15 protein-coding genes are annotated in these 16,192 nt (G+C 72.6%); 7 read left to right on the top strand and 8 right to left on the bottom strand.

Annotated features, from left to right (window positions below):
* The coding region (locus ACFW5B_RS33000) for a trypsin-like serine peptidase (protein WP_386447976.1) at positions 1-620 on the bottom strand (620 nt) is incomplete at its 3' end.
* 316 nt (positions 621-936) lie between these two features.
* A complete protein-coding gene (locus ACFW5B_RS32995) occupies positions 937-1,827 on the bottom strand; it encodes an SDR family oxidoreductase (protein ID WP_386447979.1) in 891 nt (296 codons plus the stop codon).
* Between the two features lie 285 nt (positions 1,828-2,112).
* Here ACFW5B_RS32995 and ACFW5B_RS32990 point away from each other — a divergent pair, with 285 nt between their 5' ends.
* The 4 genes from ACFW5B_RS32990 (at position 2,113) to ACFW5B_RS32975 (ending at position 7,346) form a co-directional block, all read left to right on the top strand.
* Positions 2,113-3,780, top strand: a complete 1,668-nt coding sequence (locus ACFW5B_RS32990) for an alkaline phosphatase D family protein (RefSeq protein ID WP_386447973.1) — start codon at positions 2,113-2,115, stop codon at positions 3,778-3,780.
* Between the two features lie 125 nt (positions 3,781-3,905).
* A complete protein-coding gene (locus ACFW5B_RS32985) occupies positions 3,906-5,222 on the top strand; it encodes a multidrug effflux MFS transporter (protein WP_386447970.1) in 1,317 nt (438 codons plus the stop codon).
* 56 nt (positions 5,223-5,278) lie between these two features.
* A complete protein-coding gene (locus ACFW5B_RS32980; protein WP_386447967.1) occupies positions 5,279-6,355 on the top strand; it encodes a serine hydrolase domain-containing protein in 1,077 nt (358 codons plus the stop codon).
* A 40-nt stretch (positions 6,356-6,395) separates the two neighbouring features.
* Complete coding sequence (locus tag ACFW5B_RS32975) at positions 6,396-7,346, top strand: small ribosomal subunit Rsm22 family protein (RefSeq protein ID WP_386447964.1); 951 nt, start codon at positions 6,396-6,398, stop codon at positions 7,344-7,346.
* Positions 7,347-7,556: 210 nt separating this feature from the next.
* Here ACFW5B_RS32975 and ddaH read toward each other — a convergent pair whose 3' ends face one another.
* The gene (ddaH, locus tag ACFW5B_RS32970; protein ID WP_386447961.1) at positions 7,557-8,402 is read right to left on the bottom strand and encodes a dimethylargininase; all 846 of its coding nucleotides are present in this window, start codon (positions 8,400-8,402) and stop codon (positions 7,557-7,559) included.
* 228 nt (positions 8,403-8,630) lie between these two features.
* On the bottom strand, positions 8,631-8,804 hold the full coding sequence (locus ACFW5B_RS32965) for a DUF6243 family protein (RefSeq protein WP_386447958.1): 174 nt from the start codon (positions 8,802-8,804) through the stop codon (positions 8,631-8,633).
* A 117-nt stretch (positions 8,805-8,921) separates the two neighbouring features.
* Between ACFW5B_RS32965 and ACFW5B_RS32960 the strand changes: the two genes are divergently transcribed.
* Positions 8,922-9,521, top strand: a complete 600-nt coding sequence (locus ACFW5B_RS32960; RefSeq protein WP_386447956.1) for a TetR/AcrR family transcriptional regulator — start codon at positions 8,922-8,924, stop codon at positions 9,519-9,521.
* A gap of 162 nt (positions 9,522-9,683) precedes the next feature.
* The gene (locus ACFW5B_RS32955) at positions 9,684-10,430 is read left to right on the top strand and encodes a bifunctional DNA primase/polymerase (protein WP_386447953.1); all 747 of its coding nucleotides are present in this window, start codon (positions 9,684-9,686) and stop codon (positions 10,428-10,430) included.
* A 199-nt stretch (positions 10,431-10,629) separates the two neighbouring features.
* Here the strand turns inward: ACFW5B_RS32955 and ACFW5B_RS32950 are convergent, their stop codons facing one another.
* The 4 genes from ACFW5B_RS32950 to efeO form a co-directional block, all read right to left on the bottom strand.
* Entirely contained in the window at positions 10,630-11,502 is an 873-nt protein-coding gene (locus ACFW5B_RS32950) for a hypothetical protein (protein ID WP_386447951.1), read from the bottom strand.
* Positions 11,489-12,481, bottom strand: a complete 993-nt coding sequence (gene efeU, locus ACFW5B_RS32945) for an iron uptake transporter permease EfeU (RefSeq protein ID WP_386447947.1) — start codon at positions 12,479-12,481, stop codon at positions 11,489-11,491. Before efeU ends, ACFW5B_RS32950 begins: the two co-directional genes overlap by 14 nt.
* 67 nt (positions 12,482-12,548) lie before the next feature.
* The gene (gene efeB, locus ACFW5B_RS32940) at positions 12,549-13,892 is read right to left on the bottom strand and encodes an iron uptake transporter deferrochelatase/peroxidase subunit (protein WP_386447944.1); all 1,344 of its coding nucleotides are present in this window, start codon (positions 13,890-13,892) and stop codon (positions 12,549-12,551) included.
* Positions 13,893-13,916: 24 nt separating this feature from the next.
* Positions 13,917-15,071: an iron uptake system protein EfeO gene (gene efeO, locus ACFW5B_RS32935; protein WP_386447941.1), complete on the bottom strand. Its 1,155-nt coding sequence runs from the start codon at positions 15,069-15,071 to the stop codon at positions 13,917-13,919.
* A gap of 321 nt (positions 15,072-15,392) precedes the next feature.
* Here efeO and ACFW5B_RS32930 point away from each other — a divergent pair, with 321 nt between their 5' ends.
* Entirely contained in the window at positions 15,393-16,190 is a 798-nt protein-coding gene (locus ACFW5B_RS32930) for a PhzF family phenazine biosynthesis protein (protein WP_386447938.1), read from the top strand.
* Positions 16,191-16,192 lie beyond the last annotated feature (2 nt).

Below are 16,192 nucleotides of genomic sequence, written 5' to 3'. Positions count from 1 at the left end.
TGGGGAGTGGAGAGCGTCTTGGCCGCCGGCCACTTGCCGTACGGGGCCTGGCCGTCGTGGTAGCCGGGGACGAAGGTCCAGTTGGTGTGCCAGGCGCCCTGGAGCTTCACACAGTGCCCGGCCGTGATCACGGTGCTCTTGTTGCCGCTGGTGACCGCGTCGCCGGAGCAGGAGGCGTTGCGGCCCTGGTAGGTGAAGAACACCCGGCCGGTGGTCTTGACGACCGTGCCGCCGCCGGTCCACGGTCCGCCGGCCTGGGGGAGGGCCCCGGGCAACGTCTGGGCCGTTTCGGGGAGTCGGGGGAGAGTCGGCGCCACCTTGAGCGGGGCGCCGCTGCGCGGGACCGCGGTGGGGGCGGACCGCTGGGTGGGTGTGGCGAGGTCCAGGGGAGCGGCGGCGCGCATCCGCTCCGCGGTCCAGAAGGCGCCGACGGTGGTCTGCGAGGTGCCGGAGCGGTGCTCGGACTGCGGGGTGGCGGCGCCGGCCTGGCCGGTGGGGAGCAGGAGGGCGAGCAGCGTACCGGCGGCCGTCAGGGCGCCGAGGGCGGCCCGGGAGGGGCGCCGGGGGTGCGGCGCCGGTATGCCGTGAACTGCCGGTATGCCGCGAGCGGTTCGTCTCACACGTGACTCCTTCTGCGGGGGCCGCGTACGGCGGGCGTGCACGGCCGCGTGGGGACGGGCCGCACGGCGGCGGCCCGGCAGACGAGTGGTGCGGATTCGAGGAAGCGCCTGTCTTGGTACCCCGGTCGGGTCAGCCCTCCCCGGGGCGCGAAGGCAGGCTCATAGGGTGCCACCGGAAGGGGAAAGTGGGCAGGGGTCGGACAGGGATTCGGCGTCGCGGATGTCGGCCTCCGGGGTGGGGCGGCCGGGGGGAGCGGCCCCGCCCGTACGGCCCGTCGTCGGGCGGCCGTCCCTACGGCCCGACGGCCGCCCGCCCTCAACCCCGCCCGATGTACGGCATGTTGGTGGCCATCACCGTCGCGAACTGCACATTGGCGCCCAGTGGCAGCGCCGCCATGTGGACGACCGTGCGGGCGACGTCGGCCGCGTCCATCACCGGCTCGACCGCCAGTTGACCGTTCGCCTGCAGGATGCCGGTCTGCATCCGGCCGGTCATCTCGGTGGCCGCGTTGCCGATGTCGATCTGTCCGCAGGCGATGTGGTACGGACGGCCGTCCAGGGAGAGCGACTTGGTCAGGCCGGTCATCGCGTGCTTGGTGGCGGTGTAGGCGACGGAGTGCGGGCGCGGGGTGTGGGCGGAGACCGAGCCGTTGTTGATGATCCGTCCGCCCTGCGGCTCCTGGGCCTTCATGACGCGGAACGCGGCCTGCGCGCAGAGGAAGGAACCGGTGAGGTTGACGTCGACGACCGCGCGCCAGTCGTCGTGGGTCAGCTCCTCCAGCGGCGCCGGCGGGCCGAAGGTGCCCGCGTTGTTGAAGAGCAGATCGAGCCGGCCGAACCGTTCACGGACGGCGGCGAACAGCGAGTCGACCTGCTCGGGGCGGGTGACATCGGTCGGTACGGTCATGATCGCGGGGCTGTCGGGGGCCGACGGGCCCGTCAGCCGGGCGGTCTCCGCCAGCGCCTCCGCGCGCCGCCCGGCCAGTACCACCGTCCAGCCCGCGGCGGTCAGCGCATGGGCGACCGCCCGCCCGATGCCGGAGCCGGCGCCGGTGACCACGGCGACCTGACGGGGCGTCGCCCCGCCCTGCCGGGCCTCCTGCGCGGCCGGTGCCGTCCGTGTGCTGTGCCCGCCGCGCGAGGACGGGGCCGGCAGCGTGGGCCGGGGCGCGGTCGCCGTACCGCCCACCTGCCCGGCCCGTGCCATCGGCGTCGTCCGCGCTGCCCGTGCCGGCTCTGTGTTCTCTGCCATGGCGGCAGCGTAAACGGCGTACGGGCGGCGCACGGGCCGTCGCGTCCCCTCGGTCCGGCCCTGCCCCGAATGCTCCGAAGGCACGGCCGGTGCCGAGATTGTCCGACCGCGTCCGGTGCGGGCCCAGTCCTCATCCAGCTGTCATGTATGGGACGTGCCCGGGACAGCGCCGCGCCGTCCCGCGACCCTGGAATTGCTCTCCTACGGGCTCTGCGACAACTGCCTTCAGGGGAGGGCCAGATGACTCACCACGCACCGCACGAGCAGGAGATCCGGGCCGCGGCCGCACACTTCGGCCGCCGCCGCTTCCTCACCACCACCGGGGCCGCCGCCGCGCTCGCCTTCGCGACCAACCTGCCGGTCGCGGGCGCCGCCCAAGCCGCCGAGGCCGATGCGCGGACGATCACCGAGAACCCCTTCACCCTCGGCGTCGCCTCCGGTGACCCGCAGCCCGGCTCCGTCGTGCTGTGGACCCGTCTCGCCCCGCGCCCCTTCGAGCCCGGATGGGGGTCCCCCCGCTCGAACGGAGGTGAGAGTGGGGGAGGCATGCCGAACGCGCGGGTCACGGTCCGCTGGGAAATCGCCTACGACGAGCACTTCAAGCGGCTGGCCGGCCAGGGGCGCGCCGACGCCCACCCGGAGTTCAACCACTCCGTGCACATCGAGCCCACCGGTCTCGCGCCCGACCGCGTCTACTACTACCGCTTCCGCGCCGGCAGCTGGATCAGCCCGGTCGGCCGCACCCGCACCGCGCCCGCCCGGAGCACCCGGATCTCCGATCTGAAGCTCGCCGCGGTCTCCTGCCAGGCCTACCACGACGGCTACTTCACGGCCTACCGTCACCTGGCCGAGGAGGACCTCGACGTCGTCTTCCACCTCGGCGACTACCTCTACGAGTACCCGGTGGGCGCGACCGGCGGCGCCCGCAACTACACCGACCGCAAGCTGCCCGCGGTCTTCAACCGCGAGACGGTCTCCCTGGAGGACTACCGGCTGCGCTACGCCCTCTACAAGTCCGACCCGGACCTCCAGGCCGCGCACGCCGCGCACCCCTTCATCGTCACCTGGGACGACCACGAGGTGGAGAACAACTACGCCTCCGACATCAGCGAGGACAACCTCCCGCCCGCCGAGTTCCTCGTCCGCCGGGCCGCCGCCTACCGCGCCTACTGGGAGAACCAGCCGCTGCGCCGCCCGCAGCGGCCGCAGGGCGCCGACGCCCGGCTCTACCGCCGCCTCCAGTACGGGCAGCTCGCCCAGTTCGACATCCTCGACACCCGCCAGTACCGCTCCGACCAGGCCTACGGCGACGGCTGGCACGCCCCGGGCCCGGAGTCCCTGGACCCCGCGCGCACCCTGACCGGCGCCGCCCAGGAGCGCTGGCTGATCGACGGCTGGCGGCAGTCCTCCGCACTCTGGAACGTCCTGCCGCAGCAGGTCACCTTCTCCGAGCGGCGCAACGCCACCGGCCCCGGCTACCAGCTGAGCATGGACGCCTGGGACGGCTACGCGGCCTCCCGGGACCGGGTGCTGGCCGGCGCCGAGTCGGCGGGCGTGGACAACCTCGTCGTCCTGACCGGCGATGTGCACGTCCACTACGCCTTCGACATCAAGAAGGACTTCAAGGACCCCGGCTCGCGCACCGCCGGGGTGGAGCTGGTGACCACCTCGATCGCCAGCGGCAAGGACGGTGCGGACAAGCCCGCCAACTGGGACACCTACCTGGCGGCCAACCCGCACATGAAGTTCTACAACGGCCGGCGCGGCTACCTCGCCGTCACCCTGGACCAGCACACCGCCCGCGCCGACTACCGCACGGTGTCCGCCGTCACCACTCCCGGGGCGCCGGTGCGCACCGCCGCCTCGTTCGTCTCCGAGGCGGGCGATCCGGGCCTGAAGCCGGCCTGATCCGGGACATCCGTCCTAGGTCCGGCGGAGGTCCGTCCTAGGTCGAAGGAACCGGTTCGAAACCGGTCAGAAGCCGTCCGTCACATGACACCATGGTGCAGCCAACTATCACCATGGAGACACGTATGACGGAGCCCGGCGCGGCCGAGACCCAGGACCTTCCCGCCATAGCCGAGCGGGGCGCGGCAGCAGCACCGGCCGCGTCCCGCCGCACCAGCCTCCTCGTCACCCTCGTCCTCGGCGGCCTCACGGCGGTCCCGCCGCTCTCCATGGACATGTACCTCCCGGCCCTGCCGCAGGTCACCGCCGCCCTGCACAGCCCGGCCGCCACCGTCCAGCTCACCCTCACCACCTGCCTGGCGGGCATGGCCCTGGGCCAGATGATCGTCGGCCCGATGAGCGACAAGTGGGGACGCCGCCGTCCGCTGCTGGCCGGCATGGTGATCTACATCCTGGCGACCGCCCTGTGCGCCGTCGCCACCAACGCCGAACTCCTCATCGCCTTCCGCCTGTTGCAGGGGCTGGCGGGCGCGGCCGGCATCGTCATCGCACGGGCGGTGGTCCGCGACCTCTACGACGGTGTGGCGATGGCCCGGTTCTTCTCCACCCTGATGCTGATCTCCGGGGTGGCGCCGGTCGTCGCCCCGCTCATCGGCGGCCAGATCCTCCGGCTCACCGACTGGCGCGGCGTCTTCGTCGTCCTCACCGCCGTCGGCGTGGCGCTCACCCTCCTGGTGTGGCGCAAGCTCGACGAGACCCTGCCGCCCGCCCGCCGGCACCCCGGCGGCCTCGGCCAGACCCTGCGCACCATGCGCGATCTGCTCGCCGACCGGGTCTTCTCCGGCTACGCCCTGGTCGGCGCGTTCGCCTTCGCCGCCCTCTTCGCCTACATCTCCGCCTCGCCGTTCGTGGTCCAGGAGATCTACGGCGCCTCCCCGCAGACCTTCAGCCTGCTCTTCGGCCTCAACTCCGTCGGCCTGGTGACCGTCGGCCAGATCAACGGCAAGCTGCTGGTCGGCCGGGTCGGCCTGGACAAGGTGCTGGGCACCGGCCTGGTGGTGATCGCTCTCGCCGCGACCGCCCTGCTCCTGATGTCCGCCGGCGTCTTCGGCCACGTCGGCCTGGCCCCGACGGCCGCCGCCCTCTTCGTCCTGATGTCCGCGATGGGCCTGGTCATGCCGAGCACCAACACCCTGGCCCTGCTGCGCACCCCGCACGCGGCCGGCTCCGCCTCCGCGCTGCTCGGCACCTCCACCTTCCTCCTCGGCTCGGTGGCCTCCCCGCTGGTGGGCATCGCGGGGGAGCGAACGGCCGTACCGATGGCGCTCGTACAGCTCTCCTGCGCCGTATTGGCGCTCGTGAGCTTCCTGGGAATGTGCCGCCCGTGGCAGCGTAGGGGGGAGAGCAACGGGAGCACGGCGGGCGAGAGGACCAGGCTCTGAACGCAACGGCACTCACCTACGGCACACCTGCCCGCGCCGGGCTGGACCCCGGCTGGGTGGAACGGCTGGTCCGCGGCGTGCGGGCGCTGCCCGAAGGCCGGCCGCCCTGGGCCCCCGGCGTCGTCGTCCTGGCCGGCCGGGGCCCGGTGGTGGTTGCCGAGGCCGCCGCCGGCTGGGCGCTGCGCTACCGGGCCCACGACCCCGAGCGGGACCGCGGCGTCGACCTTCCCCGCGACCTGTGGGAGCCGATGCGGGTCGGCACCGTCTTCGACCTCGCCTCGCTCACCAAGCTGTTCACCGCCATCGCCACGGTCCAGCAGACCGAACGCGGCCGGCTGGCCCTCGACGACGAGGTCCGGGCCGAGCTGCCCGCCTTCGCCCCCGGCATCACCGTCCGGCAGCTGCTCACCCACACCTCCGGACTCGCGCCCGAACTGCCCTTCCACGACCACCGGGACCGCGACGCCCAACTGGCGCTGCTGTGGCGGGAGGCAGCGGCCCCGAGCGGCGGCCGGGCCCCCGTCCGCCGCTACTCCGACCTCAACCTCATCGCCCTCCAGCTGATCCTGGAGCAGCGCACCGGACACCGCCTCGACGCCCTGATCCGCGACGGCATCACCGGACCGCTGGGCATGTCCAGCACCTCGTACGGGCCGCTGGCACCGCAGGGCGTCGCGGCCACCGAGGACCAGCGGCGGCCCTGGGCCAAGGCGGACCGCGGCATGCTCCGCGGCGAGGTGCACGACGAGAACGCCTGGGCGCTGGGCGGCGTCGCCGGCCACGCCGGGCTCTTCTCCACCGCCCAGGACCTGGCCGTCCTCTGCCGCACCCTGCTCAACGGCGGCGCGTACGGCACCGCCCGGATCCTCGCCCCCGCCACCGTCGCCGCCCTCCTCGACCCGCCCGGCCTCGGGTTCGGCGTCGACCAGCCGTACTTCATGGGGGAGTTGGCGGGCCGCGGCGCGGCCGGCCACACCGGCTTCACCGGCACCAGCCTGGTCCTCGACCGCGCCACCGATACCTTCCTGATCCTCCTTGCCAACACCGTCCACCCCCGCCGCCGCGACGGCGGCAGCGCGCCCCGCGCCGCGGCCGCCACCCGGCTGGCCCGCGCCGTGGCACGGTCCGGCTGACCCGGCGGGGCACCCCGCCGGGCCCCGTAGAATTTCCCCCATGCACGAGGAACTGCGCGCCGCGCTGGCGGGCCTGCTCGACGGCCTGCCGCCCACCCAGGCCGCGCAGGCCGTGGACCGGCTGATCACCAACTACCGGGGCCGCACCCCCACCGACGCCCCGGTCCTGCGCGACCGCGCGGATGTGGCCGCGTACGCCGCCTACCGCATGCCGGCCACCTTCGAAGCCGTCCGCGCCGCCCTGGCCGCCTTCGCCGCCCGGGTCCCCGACTGGTCCCCGGCCACTCACCTGGACATCGGCGGCGGCACCGGCGCCGCCACCTGGGCCACCGCCGCCACCTGGGAGGGCCACCGCAGCACCGTCGTGGACTGGGCCCAGCCCGCCCTGGACCTCGGCCGCGAACTGGCCGCCAAGATCCTTCCCGACACCACCTGGCAACGGCAGACCATCGGCGCGGGCCTGACCGTCCCCGAGGGCACGGACCTGGTCACCGTCTCGTACGTGCTGGGTGAACTCCGCCCCGAGGACCGCCGCGCCGTCGTCGCCGCGGCCACCGCGGCCCGCGCCGTCGTCCTGATCGAACCCGGCACCCCCGACGGCTACCTCCGCATCCGCGAGGCCCGCACCCAGCTCACCGAGGCCGGTCTGCGCATCGTCGCCCCCTGCCCGCACAGCGACACCTGCCCCATCGTCCCCGGGGAGGACTGGTGCCACTTCTCCGCCCGGGTCAGCCGCTCCTCACTCCACCGCCAGGTCAAGGGCGGCTCCCTCCCGTACGAGGACGAGAAGTTCAGCTACGTCGCCGCCACCACCCTCGACGCGCACCCCGCCCCCGCCCGCATCATCCGCAAACCCCAACTCCGCAAGGGCCAGGTCCTCCTGGACCTCTGCACGACACACAACGGCCTCCAGCGCACGACGGTGACCAAGCGCCACGGCACCCACTACCGCGAGGCCCGCGACGCCAACTGGGGCGACGACTGGTCCTGACCTGCCCCCACGACGTCCTGACCTCCCTCCCACCGGGCCGCGGCCTCACACGGACGCGAGGAGCCCCGGCACCGCCACCCCCACAAACCGGGGCCGCGGCCCACCCACCCCCACCCCGCCGAAGGCGAAACACCCACCACGGCGGGAAGGCCAGGTACGTGGGAAGCCCCGGCCGGGGCGACACGGCGGGAAAGCCAACTACGTGGGAAGTCACCCCGGCCGCAACTCCGCCGAAACGCACTTCACACTCCCACCCCCCTTGAGCAACTCCGTCAGATCCATCCCGACCGGCTCGTACCCCCGCTCCCGCAGCGGTTCGAAGAGCCCCACCGCCGCCTGCGGCAGCAGCACATGCCGCCCGTCGGACACCGCGTTCAGCCCGAACGCCGCCGCGTCGGCCGGGCCGGCGATCAGCGCGTCGGGGAACAGCCGCGCCAGCACCGCCCGGCTCCCGGCGGAGAACGCGCCGGGGTAGTACATGACCTCCGCCGAGCCGCCCGGCTCCCCGTCGCCGGGGTCGAGCACGCACAGCGCCGTGTCGAGGTGGTAGTAGCGGGGGTCGACGAGGTCGAGGCCGATCACCGGGCGGGCGAAGTACTCCTGGGCCTCCGCGTGGGACAGCGGGCTGCTGCGGAAGCCGCGGCCGGCCAGCAGCCAGGACGCGGTGACCGCGAAGTCGCCCTCGCCCTCGTTGACGTGCTGCGGCTCCCGCACCGCGGTGAACCCGTGGTCGCGGTACCACGCGGCGTGCACCGCGGCCTCGCCGTGCCGTTCGGCGAAGGCGAACCGCGCGCCGAGCACCCGGCCGTCCACGACGGTGGCGCCGTTGGCGGCGAAGACCATGTCGGGGAAGCCGGGGTGCGGCGGCAGCTCCTCGACGGTGTGGCCGAGCGCCCGGTAGCGGTCGCGCAGGTCCTCCCACTGGGCGTGGGCGAGCCCGAGATCCACGGGCTTGTCCGGGTTCATCCAGGGGTTGATGGAGTAGCTGACCCGGAAGTACGTGGGCGGGCACATCAGATAGCGCCGGGGGGTGGCGCAGCGCCGGGAGATACGCAAGGAGGGCTCCGCACGGTGGTCGCACTGGGGGCGGGTACGCAATCCCGTACCCGCCCCCAAATCGTCCTCCGCGCACAGCCCCCGCGCCCCGGCCCGTGCACCGTTCGGGTGGCCGGCGGCGCACCCCCCGCCGGGCCCCGGGGGCCGGTCACCCCCGCCGGACCGCCACGGGGCCGGTCCACCCGCCGGGCCGCTCACGGCGCCCGGATGCTCGCGGCCCCCGGACGCTCACTCCTTCCGCGTCCGCTCCTGGAACTTGCGCAGCAACTCCCCGCGCCGGTCCGTCCCGGACCGCCCCCGGCCACCGCGGCCGATGCCCCCGCCGCCGCGCAGTGCACCCCGCGAGAGCTTGTTCCGGGTCCCGCCGACGCCCAGCATCCCGCCCGCATTTCCCTTGCTCATGGGAATCCCCTTCCTCGGCTTACCGAGACGCACCGTCTCGCTGGCTACGACTATCCATGAGACGGAGCGTCTCGTCAAGACGATACGTCTCGCCTCTCCCTCGCTAGACTCCGCGCCATGGCCAACAAAGCAGCCCCCGACTCCTCCCGCCGCAGCGAACGCTCCCGCCGCGCGATCTTCGACGCCGCCCTCGCCCTCGTCGGCGAGACCGGCTACGACAGGCTCACGATCGAAGGCATCGCCTCCCGGGCCGGAGTCGGCAAGCAGACGATCTACCGCTGGTGGCCCTCCAAGGCGGCCGTGCTGCTGGACGCCTTCACCGCGGGCGTCGACGACTACTCCGAGCTGGGCCTGCCCGACACCGGGGACCTGGCCGCGGACCTGAAAACCGTGCTGCGCGCGACCGCCGACGAGTTCAACGACCCGGCGTTCCAGGCCCCCTACCGTGCCCTCGCGGCGGCCGGCGCCAACGACGAGGAGCTCTCCCGCACCTTCGTCGCCCGGCTGCTGGAGCCCGGCACCCAGGTCTACATCGAGCGACTGCGTGCGGCGCAGGAGGCGGGCGAGGTCGCCGCCGGTGTCGATGTGCGGATCGCCGTCGAGATGCTGCTGAGTCCCTTCTCACAGCGCTGGCTGATGCGCACCGGCGAACTGACCTACGACTACGTCGACACCCTGGTCGAGCAGGTGCTGTGCGGACTGCGCCCGCGCGACTGAACCGGCCACGGGCGGGGTGGCGGCAGCGCCGGCGTGCCGCCGATGCCCCGAATTGCCGGTATTCACCCGCCCTTCGTTCACCCCGGATCCGCACACCGGTCACCCGAGGCGCAGGATGGTGGCAGCATTGATCCCAGACCACCGCTCGAAGTGAGGGGATAGATGGAACGCAAGAGCAGGTTCTCCCAGTGGCTGCGCCGGCCGAAGAGCGGATCGGACGGCGGCGATACGGACACGGGATCAGCGGCTGCGCGCAGCCGCGAGGACCTGCTGCTGGCGGCGGCCGACGCGGGTTTCCCGGTGGCTCCGGCCGCGCACCCCTCCGGCTACGGCTGTTCCTGTGAACGCATCGGGTGTCCCACCCCCGGCCGGCACCCCGTCTCCTTCGGCTGGCAGACCGTCGCCACCACCGACCGCGACAAGGTCGCCGCCTGGGTCCGCACCCTCCCGCAGGCCAACTTCATCACCGCCACCGGTATCACCCATGACGTCCTGGACGTCCCCGTCGAGGCGGGCCGCAGTGCCCTGGGACGGCTGGACGCGGCGGGCATCGACGTCGGGCCGATCACCCTCAGCGGCGCCGGCTTCGGCGACGGCCGGATGCTCTTCTTCACCGCCACCCGCGGCACCCCGGACGACGAGGACGAGTGGTGGCCCTGCGAGCTGGACTGCCACCCCGAGACCATGGACGAGCACCCGGGGCTGCGCTGGCACTGCCGCGGCAGCTATGTGCTGCTGCCGCCCTCGACCCTGCCCGCCGACCAGCCCGCGGTGACCTGGCTGCGCGGCCCCGAGCTGCCGCTGCCCGACCCGCTGACCCTGCTGGAGTCGCTCACCGACGCCTGCGCGGAGTTCAACGACCGCGAGCCGCACCACCACGAGGCGCACGCCTGGCCGATCGGCCGCTGACCGGCCCCGCGCACCGTCGCCCGGTCACTCCGTACGGCACGACACCGGCCTCGGGCACACCGGCCACAGGGGCACCGGCCACACCCACCCGCCGTACGCACATCGACCGCACGCACACCGAAGGGCCGCCCGGATCACCCCGGACGGCCCTTCTCCGTTCTATTACGGCCCGGCCCGGCCCGTTCCGGCCGCGGCGCCGCTACAGCGGCTCCACCGACGTCTTGCCCTCCCGCCGGTTCAGCACGGTGACCTTCTCGCCGGAGCCCTTGGCCGGTACCTTGACCGCCTGCGAGGAGACCGTGGTGAAGGCCATCCGGTTGGTCTTCTTCTCCGGTCCCACCACCAGGCCGCGCAGTTCTTCCGGCACCCGGATCGTCGCCCCCGCGAACATCGTCTGCTGCTGGTGGTAGACGGTCGAGAAGAACACCAGGGCACCGCCGTCCGTCGTCCGCAGCGCCACCGGCGGATGCTCCGAGGGGGAGTCCTGCCACTGGATGCGCGAGCCGACCCTCCGGGACTCCTTGGCGCGCCGTTCCCGCCAGCCGTCGGTCTGTGGACCGGGCGCGAAGACGCTGCCCTTGCCGGTGTTGAGATAGTCCGCGTAGGACCGGCTCAGCGTGCCGGGAGCCACCGTCAGCCCGGACCCGGAGCCGAGCGGCACCGCCTCCGCGAAGCCGCCCTTCGTCTCCAGCTCCGGCGCCTTGTTGTCCTTGAACTGCGCGAAGTACACCGCGCGCCACTTCTCGTCGATGTCGTCGCGGCTGAACACCAGGAACCAGCGGGTGGGGTGGCCACTGGCGTCCTTGCGGTTGCTGAGCGCGTCCGCGATGAAGTACTTCGGCCAGCCCGCCTGCTTGGGGACGGTGAAGTGCGGCTTCTGGAACGCCAGCGCCGGGAAGTCCGGGTTGCCCTGCGGCCGGAGGGCGTGCGCCGCCTTTATCCCGGCCTGGTCGATGGCGAGCAGCGCACCGGCCTCGAAGGAGGGGTTCAGCTTCGGATCGAGCTGCCGGTAGGCCTTGTTGAAGCCGTCGGTGAAGCGGGTGAGGGCCTTGGTGCCGTCAGCCTCCGACACCGCCGGCAGCATCTCCCTCTCGCCGTGCACCGTCATGCACCCGCTCAGTATCACCAGCGCCGCCGTCACCGACGTCAGTGTTACGGGCACCCGGAACGGCGACCTGCGTGTCATGGGGCTCGGGCTCCTTCGGGGCGACCGGGGCGGACGGGGCGGCCGCCGGGGTGGCACGATTCGGCGCAACCCTACCGGGGGCGAAGAAGAACAACAGCGTGGGGATCAGATACAGAGCCCACACCGTGACCTGAAGGACGGTCGGGTCCGGCTGGAAGTTGAACACGCCCTTCAGCAGCGTCCCGTACCAGCTGTCGGCCGGAATCTGCGCGCTGATGTCGAACGCCTGGGAGGAGAGCCCCGGAAGGATGTCCGCCTCCTGCAGATCGTGGAAGCCGTACGCCAGCACGCCCGCCGCGACCACCACCAGCATGCCGCCGGTCCAGGTGAAGAACTTCGCCAGGTTGATCCGTACCGCACCGCGGTAGAACAGCCAGCCCAGCAGGACGGAGGTGAGCAGGCCCAACAGCGCCCCGATCAGCGGCCGCACCCCGTCGTTCGCGGACTGCGCGGCGGTCCAGACGAACAGCGCGGTCTCCAGGCCTTCGCGGCCCACCGACAGGAACGCCGTCACCACCAGCGCCACGGTGCCCATCTGCAGCGCCGCGTCCAGCTTGCCGTGCAGCTCCCGCTTCAGATGCCGCGCGGTGCGCCGCATCCAGAAGACCATCCACGTCACCAGGCCCACGGCGATGACCGACAGCGAACCGCCGAGCGCCTCCTGGGCCTCGAACGTCAGCGTCTGCGACCCGAACTGCAGCGCCGCACCGAACGCGAACGACAGCACCACGGCGAGTGCGATACCGAGCCAGACCGGACGCAGCGCCTCCCGCCTCCCGGTTTTGACCAGGTAGGCGATGAGAATGCAGACCACGAGGCTGGCTTCCAGGCCCTCGCGCAGACCGATCAGGTAGTTGCCGAACACGTCGGTTCCTTCCCTTCCTTCATGGAGTCGGCGACGGTCTCCACCGCGCCGACGGTGGCACGGTGGATCAGGCGAACAGCGCCCGGCCCCACCAGTCGTCCGCGTTCCGGACGCCCGGCGGCACCGCGAAGACCGCTGAACCCACGTGCTGGATGTATTCGTTGAGCGCGTCGTTGGCCGCCAGTCGCTTCTGCAGCGGGACGAAGCCCTGGCGCACGTCCCGCTGGTAGGCGAGGAAGAACAGCCCCGCGTCCAGCCGGCCCAGGCCGTCGGTACCGTCGGTGAAGGAGTAGCCGCGGCGCAGGATCCGCACCCCGCCGTTGGAGTCCGGATGCGCCAGGCGGACATGCGCGGTCGGCAGCATCGACTTCAGATGCGGGGTGTCCCGCTCGTTCTTCTTGCCGACCGGTGCACCCTCGCCCTTGTTGCGGCCGAAGATGTCCTCCTGCTCCTGGAGCGAGGTGCGGTCCCAGGTCTCGATGTGCATCCGGATCCGGCGGGCGACCAGGTAGGAGCCGCCGGCCATCCAGCTCTCCTTGCCCTTCGCGTCGCCGTCCGCGACCCAGACGTGCTTGTCGAGCGCGGCGGTGTCGGTGCCCGCGAGGTTGTGGGTGCCGTCCTTGAAGCCGAACATGTTGCGCGGCGTCTGCGCGTCCGGCGTCGTCGAGGACGTCTTGCCGAAGCCCAGCTGCGACCAGCGGATCGCGACCTTGCCGAAGCCGATACGGGCGAGGTTGCGGATCGCGTGCACCGCGACCTGCGGATCGTCCGCACAGGCCTGGACGCACAAGTCACCGCCGCTGCGCGCCTTGTCGAGGTTGTCGCCCGGGAACTGCGGCAGATCGATCAGCGCCTCGGGGCGCCGCGCCTTGAGGCCGAACCGGTCCTTGCCGTCCTTCTCGAACAGCGAGGGGCCGATGCCGAAGGTGAGGGTCAGGCGCGACGGCGGCAGCCCCAGCGCCTCGCCGGTGTCGTCCGGCGGCGCCTCCGCCAGCCCGCCGACCGCGCCGTCACCGACCGCCTCCCCGGCCTGCATCCGCGCCGCGGCCTTCGTCCACTCCTTGAGCAGCGCGATCAGCTCGTCGCGGTCCTCGGTGGTGACATCGAACGAGGCGAAGTGCAGCCGGTCCTGGACCGCGGAGGCGATCCCCGACTGGTGCTTTCCGTGGAAGGCGACCGCGGAGCCCGCGGTCGCGTCGGCACCGGCCGGCTGGGCGTCGCCGCCGGTGCGCAGCGCCGCCGCCGTGCCGCCGGTCGCGACCGCGCCGAGGGCCAGGCCCGCGCCGCCCCAGCCGAGCAGCGCCCGGCGGGACGGTGTGCGCCCGCCCGCGGTCTGCGCGGCGGCGCCGCTCTCGGCGCCGCCCTCGGTGGTGGCGCCGTTTCCGGTGGACGTTCCGTCGTCGTGCGTCATCGTGTCCCCTTGCCTGGCGGCGGACTACTTAGCGGTGGCTACGGCGGCGGCCAGCTTGGACAGCGGCTCGGCCAGCGAGTTGACCCCGTCGGAGAGCTTCTTGCGCTCGCCCTTGTCGACCGTGTCGTACGAGGCGAAGCCGTCGGCCGACTTGTCGTCGCGGTGCTCGTCGAGCAGCCCGCCGATCGCCTTGAACTGCTTGTCCAGCTCCTTGGCCAGCGCCGGGTCGTTCTTGGCGACGACCGGCTTGAGCAGCTCGTAGGCCTTCTCGGCACCCTCGACATTGGCGTGGAAGTCGAGCAGGTCGGTGTGGCTGTAGCGCTCTTCCTCACCGGTGACCTTGCCGGTGGCGACCTCGTCCAGCAGTTCCTTGGCGCCGTTGGCCATGCTGGTCGGGGTGATCTCGGCCTTGCCGACCCGCTTCTGCCAGTCCTTCAGGTCGGTGATCAGCTGGTCGGCGAGCTTCTTGTCGTCCCCGGAGATCTTCTTCTCCTCCCACAGGGACTTCTCCAGCTTGTGCCAGCCGGTCCACTTCTGGCCCTTCTCCAGGCCGTCGGCGCGCACATCGACCTTGGGGTCGATGTCACCGAACGACTCCGCGACCGGCTCGGTGCGCTCCCAGCCGACCCGCGAGAGGGCGTAGGTCTTCTTGGCGGTCTCGACATCGCCGTCCTTGACCGCGTCGGCGAACTTCTGCGCCGCCGGGAGGGTCTGGTCGGCCTGCTCCTGGACGTACTTGCGGTACGCGGTGACCGCGGCGTCCAGCTTGGGGTCGCGCTTGGTGCTCGCGCCCTTGCCGCCGGCGGTCACCTTCTGGCGGATGCCGTCGCCCTTCATGCCCGGCTTGCAGGCGATTTCGTACGAACCGGCCTTGATCTCGGCGGTGATCTCCGTACGGGTGCCCGGGCCGATGTTCTCCCGCTCGGTCACGATCCGGTCGCCGGGCGCGTAGATGTACACCTCGGTGACCTTGGAGCCTTTGTTCTGCACCGCGAACCGGACATGCCCGGCGGGGAACTCCTTGGCGGACAGCTCACAGCTGCTGTCGGTCGCGGTCACCTCGATCGTGCCTTTGCCGCCGCCCTCTTTTCCGTCGTTCTTCGCGGCGCAGCCGGAGACGGCGGTGACGGCCGCGACCGCGGCGACGGCGGCGACAGCGGAGGGACGGAGGGCGCGCATACGGGGCTCCAAGCGGGCTCGGATGTACGGAAACGACGTACGGAACGATAGACAGTGGCCTGGCTCGCCACTAAGGCGGGCCTAACTTATCTGAGGCTTACCTATTTCTGCCCCGCCTGTCGAGTGATCCCGCTCTCATGGACAACGGCCCGATTACGGATTGACCGGCGCCCGGTTACGGAACCGCCATGGGCCGGTCAAGGTAAGGGGCGTCCTCGACGGCGGTCCATGACCACCGGAATTCGGCCCTCCGCGGCCCGCATCGCTTCTCCGCCACCCCGCCACCCGGCCCTCCTTCCCGCCCTCCTGTTCACTGTCCGAATGACCGATCTTGATGTACTGCGCGTTTTCTGCGGACCGGACGGGACCGGCGGCAATGCGCTGGGCGTGGTCCGCGACGGGGCCGCCTTCCCCGGTACCGGGGACCGTGCCGCGCTCGCGGCCCGGCTCGGCTTCAGCGAGACCGTCTTCCTCGACGACGCCGAGCGCGGCACGGTGGACATCCACACCCCCGGCGTCCGGCTGCCGTTCGCCGGCCACCCGCTGATCGGCATGGCCTGGCTGCTGCGGAGCCTGGGCCGGCCGCCGCGCACCCTGCGCCCGGACGCCGGTGAGGTGGCGGTCGACTTCGACGGTGACCTCACCTGGGTGCGCGGGCGCCCGGAGTGGGTGCCCGCCCGGACGACCCGGCGCTACGCCACGGTCGCCGAGGTCGACGCGCTGCCCGCGCCACCGCCGGGGGAGGGCTGGCTCTACGCCTGGGCCTGGCAGGACGAGACCGCGGGCGTGGTCCGCGCCCGGGGGTTCCCGCGCCGCGGCGACGGCATCGCCGAGGACGAGGCCACCGGCGCCGCCGCCATGCTGCTCACCCATGAGCTGGGCCGCCCGCTCGACATCCACCAGGGCGCCGGCTCCCGCATCCTCACCCGTACGTATCCCGACGGCACGATCGCCGTGGGGGGACGGGTGTGCCGCGTCCGGCCGGAGGGTGAGCCCGCCGGCCGGTGGCGCCGGACGGTGAGCCCGTCGGCCGGGAGGGTCTCAACGGGCAGGCATGCCGGGTCAGTTGCCGCAGCGTTCGGCGCGGCGGATGAGGGGCGGAGGCGCGGCGGGCGGTGAGG

This window comes from Streptomyces sp. NPDC058773 (assembly GCF_042746015.1).
In the GTDB taxonomy this organism is placed as follows: domain Bacteria; phylum Actinomycetota; class Actinomycetes; order Streptomycetales; family Streptomycetaceae; genus Streptomyces.
This window is presented reverse-complemented; position numbering and strand designations above follow the sequence as displayed.